General features: G+C 69.6%; 11 protein-coding genes. 9 read left to right on the forward strand and 2 right to left on the reverse strand.

The window, feature by feature from the left end:
• Positions 1-31 precede the first annotated feature (31 nt).
• The 3 genes from RDU12_RS03170 (at position 32) to RDU12_RS03180 (ending at position 2327) form a co-directional block, all read left to right on the forward strand.
• Positions 32-829, forward strand: a complete 798-nt coding sequence (locus RDU12_RS03170) for an exodeoxyribonuclease III (protein ID WP_300290121.1) — start codon at positions 32-34, stop codon at positions 827-829.
• A 2-nt stretch (positions 830-831) separates the two neighbouring features.
• Positions 832-1347 (forward strand): hypothetical protein, encoded by a 516-nt coding sequence (locus tag RDU12_RS03175; protein WP_300290122.1) that lies wholly within the window; start codon positions 832-834, stop codon positions 1345-1347.
• Positions 1348-1421: 74 nt separating this feature from the next.
• Positions 1422-2327: a cobalamin biosynthesis protein CbiG gene (locus tag RDU12_RS03180; RefSeq protein ID WP_300290123.1), complete on the forward strand. Its 906-nt coding sequence runs from the start codon at positions 1422-1424 to the stop codon at positions 2325-2327.
• A 13-nt stretch (positions 2328-2340) separates the two neighbouring features.
• Here RDU12_RS03180 and recN read toward each other — a convergent pair whose 3' ends face one another.
• On the reverse strand, positions 2341-4041 hold the full coding sequence (gene recN / locus RDU12_RS03185) for a DNA repair protein RecN (protein ID WP_308684089.1): 1701 nt from the start codon (positions 4039-4041) through the stop codon (positions 2341-2343).
• Between the two features lie 144 nt (positions 4042-4185).
• Positions 4186-5043: an outer membrane protein assembly factor BamD gene (locus RDU12_RS03190; protein WP_300291824.1), complete on the reverse strand. Its 858-nt coding sequence runs from the start codon at positions 5041-5043 to the stop codon at positions 4186-4188.
• A gap of 203 nt (positions 5044-5246) precedes the next feature.
• Between RDU12_RS03190 and RDU12_RS03195 the strand changes: the two genes are divergently transcribed.
• The 6 genes from RDU12_RS03195 to RDU12_RS03220 all read left to right on the forward strand — a co-directional run bounded on the left by RDU12_RS03195 (position 5247) and on the right by RDU12_RS03220 (position 10749).
• On the forward strand, positions 5247-6182 hold the full coding sequence (locus RDU12_RS03195) for a ribose-phosphate pyrophosphokinase (protein WP_300291826.1): 936 nt from the start codon (positions 5247-5249) through the stop codon (positions 6180-6182).
• 83 nt (positions 6183-6265) lie between these two features.
• Positions 6266-7441: a hypothetical protein gene (locus RDU12_RS03200; RefSeq protein WP_300291828.1), complete on the forward strand. Its 1176-nt coding sequence runs from the start codon at positions 6266-6268 to the stop codon at positions 7439-7441.
• A 132-nt stretch (positions 7442-7573) separates the two neighbouring features.
• The gene (locus tag RDU12_RS03205; RefSeq protein ID WP_308684090.1) at positions 7574-8662 is read left to right on the forward strand and encodes a hypothetical protein; all 1089 of its coding nucleotides are present in this window, start codon (positions 7574-7576) and stop codon (positions 8660-8662) included.
• Positions 8663-8806: 144 nt separating this feature from the next.
• Complete coding sequence (locus tag RDU12_RS03210; RefSeq protein WP_300289413.1) at positions 8807-9496, forward strand: 50S ribosomal protein L25/general stress protein Ctc; 690 nt, start codon at positions 8807-8809, stop codon at positions 9494-9496.
• A gap of 76 nt (positions 9497-9572) precedes the next feature.
• Positions 9573-10193, forward strand: a complete 621-nt coding sequence (gene pth / locus RDU12_RS03215) for an aminoacyl-tRNA hydrolase (protein ID WP_300289414.1) — start codon at positions 9573-9575, stop codon at positions 10191-10193.
• Positions 10194-10269: 76 nt separating this feature from the next.
• Positions 10270-10749, forward strand: coding sequence for a copper chaperone PCu(A)C (locus RDU12_RS03220; RefSeq protein ID WP_300289415.1), 480 nt, complete (start codon positions 10270-10272; stop codon positions 10747-10749).
• Positions 10750-10779: the final 30 nt, after the last annotated feature.

Raw genomic sequence — 10779 nt, forward strand, 5'->3', positions numbered from 1 at the left:
TAGCTTCCCGCCACCGCCGCCGGAGCCCTCGATGCGCATCGCCACCTGGAACGTGAACTCCGTCAACGCCCGCCTGCCGACCGTGCTGGCCTGGCTGGAAGCGGCCAAACCGGACGTGGCCTGCCTGCAGGAAATCAAATGCGTGGACGAGAAATTCCCGCGCGAGGCCTTCGAGAGCCTCGGCTACAACGTCGAGACCCACGGCCAGAAGAGCTACAACGGCGTCGCCCTCCTCTCGAAACACCCGCTGTCCGACGTCCGGCGCGGCCTCCCCGGGACGGACGGCTCGGGCTACGAAGCGGACGCGGAACAGTCCCGCTATATCGAGGCGGTGGTCGAGGCGGCGCGGCCCGTCAGGGTCGGATGCATCTACCTGCCCAACGGCAATCCGCTCGGCACCGAGAAGTTCGCCTACAAGCTGGCGTGGTTCGACCGGCTTTACGCCCACGCGCGCGACCTGCTGGCGCTGGAGGAGCCCTTCACCCTGTGCGGCGACTACAACGTCATCCCGACGCCCGAGGACGCCAGGAATCCGTCGGCGTGGGTCGGCGACGCCCTGTTCCAGCCTGAAAGCCAGGCGGCCTTCCGGGCCCTGCGCCATCTCGGCCTGTCGGACGCCGGCGAGCTGGGCGGCCAGCCGCCGGGAACCTACACCTTCTGGGACTACCAGGCCGGCGCCTGGCAGCGCGACCACGGCATCCGCATCGACTTCCACCTGCTGTCGCCCCAGGCCGCCGATCGCTTCCAGGCCATCGAGACCCATCGCGACGCCCGCGACATGGACAAGCCTTCCGACCACGTCCCGGTCGTGATCGAGCTGGAAGACTGACCATGGCCGAAGCGCTTCGGGTCATTCTGCTCGTGGCGCTGGCGGCGGCGGCGCTGACCACCGCCGCCCTGGTTTTGGCCTGGTGGATGGAGCCCGTGCGCCGGATGCGCCGGGCCCTGCTCAAGTCGCTGGGCGCCGTCCCCGAAGCCGAGGCCCTGTCGCCGGCAGAGGGACGCGCCGCCGGGCTCGACTTCGACGGCGCCCAGATCGCCGTGTTGTGGAACCGGGGCGCCGCCGGCCTGGTCTATGCCTTCGAGGAGATCGATGGCGGCGAGATCATCGTCGACGGCCATGTGGTCGCCCGCGTCCGCCGCGGCGAGACTCGCAAGTCGCTGGATATTCTCGCTCCGGATGCGGAGCAGGTGGTCCTGCGGCTGATGTTCGGCGACGCCCGCCATCCCGAGTTCGAGCTGGCCCTGTGGGACGCCACCCTGCCGGTCCAGACCAGCTCGCCCGGCGAGGCCCTGCGGCTGGGCCGCCGCTGGCTGTCGCACCTTGAGGCGCTGCTGAAAGGCTGATCGCCCTTCCTCCCTCGCCGCCGTAGGGCTAGAAGCCCACATCCCCTGCCGCCTGAGTATCCGGAGCGCCCCCCGTGGCCCGCCTGTTTGACGCCTACATCATCGCCGACTGGACCGCCGCCGAGGGCAAGAAGCTGGGCGACCAGTCGCTCTGGATCGGCGTGGCCAAGCGCGATGTCCGCTTCCGGCTGTATACCGAGACCCACAATGTCGCGACGCGCGCCGAGGGCGAGACGCTGCTCGCGTCCCTGCTGGCGGATCACCGCAAGCGGGGCGACCGGGTGCTGGTCGGGTTCGACTTCAACTTCGGCTATCCGGCGGGGACGGCGGAGCGGCTGAAGCTGACCGGAACGCCGTGGCAGGCGATGTGGAAATTCATCGCCTCGAACGTGGTCGACAAGCCGGACAACACCAACAACCGCTATCAGGTGGCGGCCAAGATCAACCGGCTGATGACCGACAACGCCTGGCCCATGTGGGGCGCGCCGGCCAAACAGGCCCAGCGCTGGCTGACCACGACCAAGCCGCCGGCCGGCGCCGGGGCGGATATTCCGGAGTTTCGGGCCACAGAGATCGCTGTCCGCAAGGGCAGGCTGCAGCCCAAGAGCGTCTGGCAGATGCACGGCGCCGGCGCTGTGGGCGGCCAGACCCTGGTCGGCATCCCGGCCGTGCGTCGCCTGCTGGAGAAGCTGGGCCCGTCCGGCGCCGTCTGGCCGTTCGGAACCGGCTGGCGGGCGCTGGACGCCGCCGACCTTGAGCCGCTGTCGGCCCTGGTGGTCGAGGTCTGGCCGTCCATGTTCGAGGGCACGCCCAACCCCGGGGAGTTCAAGGACCAGGCCCAGGTCCGCGCCACCGCGGAGGCGCTGGCGAAGCTGGACGAGAGCAGCGACCTGTCGAAGGCCTTCGCCCCGCCCAAGGGCGCGGATGAGGCGCTGATCGCGCCGGTCGAGCAGGAAGAGGGCTGGATTCTGGGGGCCTGACCCTAGCCCGGTTCTACCCGATCAGGGCCCGGGCCGCCGCGCGCGCCTCGTCGGTGATCTGCGCGCCAGACAGCATCCGGGCGATCTCCTCGCGCCGCGCCGCCTCGTCGAGGGCATCGACGGTCGTCGTCGTCAGGCCGTCGGCGTCGGCCTTGCGGACCTTCCAGTGCGCGTGGCCGCGAGCCGCGACCTGGGGGCTGTGGGTCACGACGAGCACCTGGGCGCCGTGGGCCAGGCGCTGCAGACGCGCCCCGACCGCCGAGGCCACGGCGCCGCCGACGCCCTGGTCGACCTCGTCGAAGATCATCACCGGCTGGCGCTGGTCCTCGCGCCCGGCCAGCGCCGCCTTCATGGCGAGGGCGAAACGGGCCAGTTCGCCGCCCGAGGCGATGGCGTCGAGCGGACCGAAGGCGGTCCCGGCGTTGGTGGCGATCTCGAAGCGGACGGTCTCGACGCCCAGAGGTCCGCGCCGCCCCTCGACGGTCGGCTCGAAAGCGACCCGGAAGCGAGCGCGCTCCAGTTTCAGGGGGGCCAGTTCCTCCATGACGGCGGCGGTCAGCCGGTCGGCGGCGGCCTCGCGCGCGGAGGTCAGGAGCGTGGCGGCCATATCATAGGCCTCGCGCGCGGCGGAGGCGGCGCGTTCGGCGGCGCTGATGGCCTCAGCGCCGTCCTCGATCAGCCGCAGCTGTTCGCGGAAGCGGACGCGCAGGACCGGCAGGCTGTCGACCGATGTGTTCAGCTTGCGGGCGGCGGCGCGCAGGGCGAACAGGCGCTCCTCGGCCTTGTCGAGCCGGCCCGGCTCGAAGTCGAAGGCGTTGGCGGCGGCGTCGACGCAGGCGATGGCCTCCTCGGCTTCCACCAACGTGCGGTCGATCGCCTCGGCGGCCGCGGACAGTTTCTGCAGCAGCGGATGCTCGGGGTCCGTGCCCGCCTGCCCCGCCCGCTGGCGCGCGTGCTCGACGGCGCGCAGGGCGGCCGACAGCTTCTGGGACAGCTTGTCCCCGCCCAGCGAGGCGCGGGCGTCGGCGAGGTCGGCGACGGCCTTCTCCGCCGCGCCGAGAATGGCGCGTTCGCCGGCCAGTTCGGTCTCCTCGTCCGCGCGGGGGTCGAGGTCGTCGAGGTCGGCGAGGTTTTGCGTCAGTTCCTCGGCCCGCGACGCTGCGTCGGCGGCGACGGCCTTGAGATCGGCGACGGTACGTTCGGCGGCCTTCAGTTTCTCGGCGGCGGCGGCGACCCCGTCCAGCTGGGGCTGCAGGCCGCCATAATTGTCCAGCAGGGCGCGGTGGGTCTTCCAGTCCAGCAGGCCGACGGTCTCGTGCTGGCCATGCACCTCGACCAGCGCCTGGCCGATCTCGCGCAGGGCGGTCACGCCGGCGGGCTGGTCGTTGACGAAGGCGCGGCTGCGGCCGTCGGCGGCCAGCGTCCGGCGCAGGATCAGATCCTCGCCCGGCGCGACGTCGAAGCCGCGTTCGGCGATCATTTCGATCAGGGCCGGATCATCGGGCGCGGTGAAGACGGCGGTGGCCGAGGCCTGTTTCGCGCCGCTGCGCACCAGACCGGCGTCGGCCCGGGCCCCCAGGGCCAGACCCAGGGCGTCGAGGATGATCGACTTGCCGGCCCCGGTCTCGCCGGTCAGCACGGTCAGGCCGCCCTCGACCTCGAGGTCGAGCGCGTCGACCAGCACGATGTCGCGGATGGAGAGCGCGGTCAGCATGGGCCAGCCCGGTCGAGGGTCACGGGACCGAAGGCGCAGGGATCAGGATGAGGCAAAGCGAATCGATCTCTCTGGCGACGCCGGAGAATGCTGGCCTTTCGCACCCCGGGTAAACCCCGACGGTAGCGGAACATACCGGAAACGTCAGCCGGGAATGATCCGGCGCAGCCAGCTTTCACGCTGCCCTTCGGGGGCGACATCGGGCTGCCGGCCTTCCTCGGTCAGCAGGGCGTAGGCCTCCGCGTACCAGGGGCTGCCCGGATAGTTGTGGCCCAGAACCGCGCCGTTTCGGGTCGCCTCTTCCTCGAGGCCGAGCTGCAGATTGACCTCGACCAGCCGGTAGAGCGCCTCGGGCGTGTGCGAGGTGCGCTGGTAGGCCTCGTTGTCGATCACCGCCTTGTAGCGGTTCAGCGCGGCCAGCGGCTGGCCGGCGCGCTGATAATAGCGGCCGATGGACATTTCCTTGCCGGCCAGCTGGTCGTTGACCATGTCGATCTTGACCGTGGCGTCGATGGCGTAGGAGGTCCCGGGGTAGCGGCGCGCCACGTCGCGCAGCCCGTCCAGCGCCGCCTGGGCATAGCCCTGATCACGGCCGACGTCGGTGATCTGCTCGAAATTGCACAGGGCCTTCATGTAGAAGGCGTAGGGCGCGCTCGGATTGCCGGGGAACAGCTGGATGAAGCGGTCGGACGCCGCGATCGCCTCGGCGTAATCGTTGCTTTGATAGTGGGCGTAAATCTGCATCAGGATCGCGCGACGCGACCATTCCGAATACGGGTGCTGGCGCTCGACCTCCTGGAAATAGTCGATCGCGTCGCCCCAGCGCCGGCTTTGCAGCCGCTGATAGCCGGTGTTGTAGAGCGCCTCGACCGGACGTTCCTCATAGGCCAGGCGCGGCCGCTCGCGATTGCCGCAGGCGGAAATCGTCAGGGCTGAGACGACCACTGCGGACAGGATCAGACCGGCGCGGAACTTGGAAGCAGGCAAGGACGACCTCAACATGACAGGCCGGCAGGCATCCGCCCGTCGGCGCCCCCGGATACGAGACGCGATCTCTACACCAGCGGACAACCCCACGCCAATGCGGGAAGAAGTCAGCCAAAAAGACGCTCGGCGCTTGTGGCTGAGCCGTCCCCTGATATGAAGCGCGCCAACGCGGCGGCGCTATTCTCAGCCGGGCGATGACGGCGAAAGGATGACCGGACATGAAGCTGCTCTCTGGCAACTCCAACCGGACGCTGTCCCAGGCGATCGCCGCCCACCTCGACATGCCGCTGACCAAGGCCGAGGTGAAGCGATTCGCCGATAACGAGGTGTTCGCGGTCATCGAGGAGAATGTCCGCGGCGAGGACGTCTTCGTCCTCCAGTCGACCAGCTATCCCGCCAACGACAATCTGATGGAGCTGCTGATCATCACCGACGCCCTGGTGCGGGCCTCGGCGCGGCGGATCACGGCGGTGATGCCCTATTTCGGCTACGCCCGGCAGGATCGGAAGACCGGCGGGCGCACGCCGATCTCGGCCAAGCTGGTGGCCAATCTGATCACCCGCGCCGGAGCCGACCGGGTCCTGACCATGGATCTGCACGCCGGACAGATCCAGGGCTTCTTCGACATTCCAACCGACAACCTGCTGGCCACGCCAGTCCTGGCCCAGGACATCAAGGAACACTACCGCAGGGGCGACGATCTGATGATCGTCTCGCCGGACGTCGGGGGCGTGGTCCGGGCGCGGTCGCTGGCCAAGCGGCTGGATGCGGACCTCGCCATCGTCGACAAGCGCCGACCGAAAGCGGGCGAGAGCGAGGTCATGAACATCATCGGCGATGTCGAGGGGCGGCGCTGCATCCTGTTCGACGACATCGTCGATTCCGGCGGCACCCTGGTGAACGCGGCCAAGGCGCTGATCGAGCAGGGGGCGACCGAGGTGTCAGCCTATATCAGCCACGGCGTGCTGTCCGGCCCGGCCGTCCAGCGGGTCTCCGACGGACCGCTCAAGGAACTGGTCATCACCGACTCCATCGAACAGCCTCACGAAGTCCTGACCTGCGAGAAAATCCGCCGCGTTTCCGTGGCGCCGCTGATCGGCGAGGCCATCCGGCGGATCGCCAACGAAGAGTCCGTCTCCAAGCTGTTCGACTAGATTTCCCGGAACCCGATCGACGGCTGCCCCATTTGCGCCGTCAGGGTGGGCGTTGCTGGGCGCCGGTAATCCGAGGAGTCCTGATGCGTCCGGTTTTCGGTCTGTCCGTCGCCACTCTCGCCGCCGCCGCCCTTCTGGCCGGTTGCGCCTCCAACAACCCCGCCGCCGAGGCCGAGGCAGAAGCCGCGCGGGTCGCCGCCGAGATCGCCGCGCGAACGCCGCCACCGATCGCTCTCAATCAGGGCGTCGCCGAGGCGGCCGCGGTTTACAGGGCGTTCAGCCGCGACATGGCCGCTCTCGAGGGCGGTTTCACAAATCCGGATCAAATCCAGGCGGCGCTGCGGCGCGGCGCGGCCTACGATCCCGGCCAGATTTCGCGCGGACTGGTGGCCTACGCCTCGATCCTGGCGCTGCAATCGCCCGAGTTCGTCGCCGGCGTGCGCTCGCTGGCCGGCGACCGGACGACGCGTGAGAGGCTCGTCGCCGATATCGTCGCAGATCCCGACCTGGCCTCCACCCTGCCGGGCGCGGACGCCGCGGCGGGCCTGGTCATGACGACGCTGTCGGCCGACATCGACGCCTTGAGCCGGGCCGCGAACTCGATCGAGAACGACGCCTACGCCATCCAGGCGCGATACGACCCCCGTCGGTCGTGGGGCGTGGCCGAGGTGCCGAATCGCGAGGGTCGTCTGGAGGCCGCCAAGGTCAGTTCGGCCCAGTCCATGCTGCCGCCGGCGGCGGAGGCCTCTCGCCTGTTCGCGGCGGCCCACAGCGGTGGCGACGCGCTCCCGATCAGCGGGGCTCCTCGCAAGCCGCCCTATCCCCCGGCCGTCGTCAATGCTCTCGCCCTCGCGGCGTTGGCCGCCCTGGGCTACGCCGGGGAAAACGCCCGGGCCAACACCGACGCCCTGCAGTTCGACCGCGTCAGCCAGGGCTGCCTCAGTATGTCGAAGCTGAATCTGTTCCAGTGCCTCGCGGCCTCGCGGCCAAACTACGAGGACATGTTCTGCATCGGCCGCCATATCGTTCGCGACCTCGCCACCTGCTCTCGCGGCGCGGCCATGCCCGCGCCGATCGTCACCGTGTCGGACGTCATCCCGACGGATCCGCCCCCTCCTGCCCCCAAGCCGATCATCATAACGCCGGTCCCGCCGCCGGCCGTGTCCCCGCCGGCCCCCGCTTCGCCTCCTCCTCCACGTCCGGCGCCCTCGATAACGGAAAAATTGAACACCGAGCCGGGCCGGGCCGCCGCTCGATAATCGCCCTTCCCCTGTCCCCGCCGGCGCGGCCAAGCTTGCATTAAGGCTCGTGGAACCACTTTGACCGCGTTATAAGCGGGTCCGCAGTCCGGCGCCGGAAGACGGCGTCATGCGTCCTGGTGGGGATTTCGTATGCTTGAGGCTCGTTTTCGCCGCGGCCTGTCATTGGCCGCCATCGCCGCGATGACCGTTCTGGCGGCTTGCGCGACGCCGGAACCGGAACCCGAGCCGGCCCCGCCGCCGCCGCCGCCGCCGCCGGCCGTCAGCCTGAATGAAGGCGTGGCGCAGGCGGCTTCCATCTACGTGGCCTTCATGCGTGACGCCACCACGATCAAGGCCGGCTTCGAGTCGGCGGACTCGATCCAGGCGGCCATTCGCAAGGGGGCGTCCTACGAGCCCGCGCAGCTGTCTCGCGGCATGATCGCCTACGGGTCGATCCTGGCGCTCCAGTCGCCTGAGTTCGTGCAGGGCGTCCGCACCTTTGCGGTGGATCCGGCCATCCGTCAGGAAATGGTCGCCCGCATCATCGCGGATCCGGCCTACGCCGCCACCCTCCCCGGAGCCGACGCCGCGGCCGGTCTGATCATTGAGGCCATCGGGCGCGATTCGGCCGCCATGCTGGCGATCGCGGACGCCGTCGAGGAAGACGCCTACACCATTCAGGGCCGATCCGACCCTCGCCGCCGCTGGGCCGTGGTCAATATCGCCGATCGGGACACCCGTTTGCAGGGCGCCAAGGCGCTCTCCGTCGTCCACATGCTGCCGGCGGCCGAGGAATCGGCCCGGCTGTTCGCGGCCGCCAACAGCGGTTCGGGGCTTGAGGTGACGCCGGCCACGTCAGGCCCGCCCTATACGCCCGCCGTGGTGCGTTCGCTCGCCCTGGCCGCCCTGGCCGCGCTCGGCGCCGGCGGCGAGGACGCCCGCGCCAACACCGAGGCCCTGACGATTGAGCAGAACAGCGAATTCTGCCTGAACATGTCCAAGCTGATGCTGTTCCAGTGCCTGGCGGCCTCGCGCCCCAGCTACGAGGACATCTTCTGCGTCGGCCGCCACGTCGCTCGCGACCTCGCCACCTGCACGGCGCAGAACATCAAACCCGCCCCCATCGTGGCTCCCGCGACCGAAGTGGCCGATTCAGAGCCGGCGATTCAGACCCCGGTGGCGGCCGGGGCCGCGGCGGCTTCGGTCTCGGCGACACAGGCCCTGAACAGCGGCGGCTGATCTGCGGAGCCATCCGGGCGACCAGACGGTTGCGTCCCCGGGCGTCTGCGTGTAATAGCCCGCGCTCTTGAATTCGAGGGTTCGAGGACCCCGCCGCGCGGGCGATTACGTCAGCGCGGCGTTTCTGTTGTTGAGGCGAGCCAGATGGCCGAGATCATTCTGAACGTTGATGTCCGTGACGGCGTCGGCACCGGCGGCGCTCGCGCCGCGCGTCGCGCGGGCATGGTCCCCGGCGTGCTGTACGGCGGCGAAAAGGCCCCCGTGGCCATCGCGGTGAACGAACGCGACTTCCGCAAGTCGCTCTACACCGGCAAGCTGCTGGGCCACCTGGTGACCCTGAAATACGGCGATGAATCGCAGCCGGTCATCGCCCGCGACGTGCAGTTCGACCCGGTGTCGGACCGTCCGCTGCATTTCGACCTGATGCGGGTCGACGCCAAGCAGACCATCAAGATCGACATCCCGGTTCACTTCATCAACCAGGACCAGTGCGAAGCCTTCCGTCAGGGCGGTTCGCTGGAAGTCGTCCGTCACTCGGTCGAGGTCAAGGTTCGCGCCGACCACATCCCGGAAGACCTGATCGTCGACCTGGCCGGCCACCAACTGGGCGACACCATCCGCTGGACCGACCTGAAGGGCACCAAGGACGTCGAGCCGACCATCACCGACCGTGACTTCGTGATCGCCTCCATCAAGACGTCTTCGGCCGCCATCTCGGCCGCCGCCGACGAAGCGCATGACGCCGAAGTCGCCGCCGAGGCCGCCGAGGTCGAAGCGACCGAACAGACGGCGACCGATGAGGCCGCCGCCGAGGAAGACACCACCGAGGGCTGATCCTCTCGCGACAAGCTGCTACTGGAACGGCCCCATCCGGCGACGGACGGGGCCGTTTCCTTATCCGGAACCCGCCATGATCATCATCGCCGGCCTCGGCAATCCGGGCCCGAAATACCAGGGCAATCGCCACAACATCGGATTCATGGCCGCCGACGAGATCGCGCGGCGCTGGTCGTTCGGGCCCGAGCGCGCGAAATTCCAGTCGGTGATCCGCGAGGGCGAGGTTCCCACCGCCGCGGGGTCCGTGCGGGTCCTGCTGATGAAACCGCAGACCTATATGAACGAGAGCGGCCGGGCGGTCGGAGAGGCGGCGCGGTTCTACAAGGTCGCCCCGTCAGAGGTGATCGTCTTCCATGACGAGATCGATCTGGCCCCGGGCCGGTTCCGGATGAAAACGGGCGGGGGCGCGGCCGGCCAGAATGGCGTGCGCTCGCTGATCAGCCAGCTGGGTCCCGACTTCCGCCGCGGACGCATGGGCGTCGGCCATCCCGGAGAGCCGCAGCTGGTCCACGGCCACGTGCTCAGCGACTTCCACAAGGCCGACCGGGCGTGGCTGGAGCCGATGCTGGACGCCGTCGCCGCCGCCCTGCCTTTCGCCCTGGCGGGCGACGACGACCGCTACCAGGCCGAGGTCATGCGTCTGGCCCCGGCTCCTAAATTCAGCCCCCGGCAGGCGGCGCGTGGCGAAGGCTGAACCCGTGACAGCCAGCCGCCTTGCCCGGCGACGTGGCGGGCGATAGACCGCCGCGATCCTTCAGAAAGCTCCCCGCATGGCCCGCACCTCCCTCCCCTTCATCCTGCTCGCCTTCGCCGGCCTCGCCGCCTGCACGCCCGGCGGCGAGGCGAAGCCGGACGCCGCCGCGACGGTCCAGGTCGCCGACGCCCTGTGCCGCCCGACACCGATCGGCCGGAAGACCACCGGCTGCTACCTGACCCTGACGGCCGGCGCCGACGACCGGCTGGTGAGCGTCTCCAGCCCCGTGGCCGGCCGGGCCCAGATCCACGAGAGCCGCGTGGAGAGCAACATGATGATGATGTACGAGCTCAAGGAGGGTCTGCCTCTCCCCGCCGGCCAGGCGGTCGAACTGAAGCCGGGCGGCAACCACATCATGCTGCTGGCCGTGGCCGAGCCGCTCACGGCGGGAGACACGGTGGCGCTGACCCTGACCTTCGCCTCCGCCCCGCCCGTCGAGGTGACGGCGCACGTCGGCCAGCCCGTACTCATCGACTCCGGCGACGCATCGCACTGACCGCGGCCGCGCCAGCCTGACAAACCGGCC

Origin of the sequence: Brevundimonas sp. (genome assembly GCF_031082345.1) — a bacterium.
Lineage (GTDB): Bacteria > Pseudomonadota > Alphaproteobacteria > Caulobacterales > Caulobacteraceae > Brevundimonas.

Excerpts from the sequence above, each read along its gene's own strand:
- RDU12_RS03170 (WP_300290121.1), top strand. The coding sequence starts at position 32 with ATGCGCATCGCCACCTGGAACGTGAACTCCGTCAACGCCCGCCTGCCG.
- RDU12_RS03175 (WP_300290122.1), top strand. The coding sequence starts at position 832 with ATGGCCGAAGCGCTTCGGGTCATTCTGCTCGTGGCGCTGGCGGCGGCG.
- recN (WP_308684089.1), bottom strand. The coding sequence starts at position 4,041 with ATGCTGACCGCGCTCTCCATCCGCGACATCGTGCTGGTCGACGCGCTC.
- RDU12_RS03190 (WP_300291824.1), bottom strand. The coding sequence starts at position 5,043 with ATGTTGAGGTCGTCCTTGCCTGCTTCCAAGTTCCGCGCCGGTCTGATC.
- RDU12_RS03195 (WP_300291826.1), top strand. The coding sequence starts at position 5,247 with ATGAAGCTGCTCTCTGGCAACTCCAACCGGACGCTGTCCCAGGCGATC.
- RDU12_RS03200 (WP_300291828.1), top strand. The coding sequence starts at position 6,266 with ATGCGTCCGGTTTTCGGTCTGTCCGTCGCCACTCTCGCCGCCGCCGCC.
- RDU12_RS03205 (WP_308684090.1), top strand. The coding sequence starts at position 7,574 with ATGCTTGAGGCTCGTTTTCGCCGCGGCCTGTCATTGGCCGCCATCGCC.
- RDU12_RS03210 (WP_300289413.1), top strand. The coding sequence starts at position 8,807 with ATGGCCGAGATCATTCTGAACGTTGATGTCCGTGACGGCGTCGGCACC.
- pth (WP_300289414.1), top strand. The coding sequence starts at position 9,573 with ATGATCATCATCGCCGGCCTCGGCAATCCGGGCCCGAAATACCAGGGC.
- RDU12_RS03220 (WP_300289415.1), top strand. The coding sequence starts at position 10,270 with ATGGCCCGCACCTCCCTCCCCTTCATCCTGCTCGCCTTCGCCGGCCTC.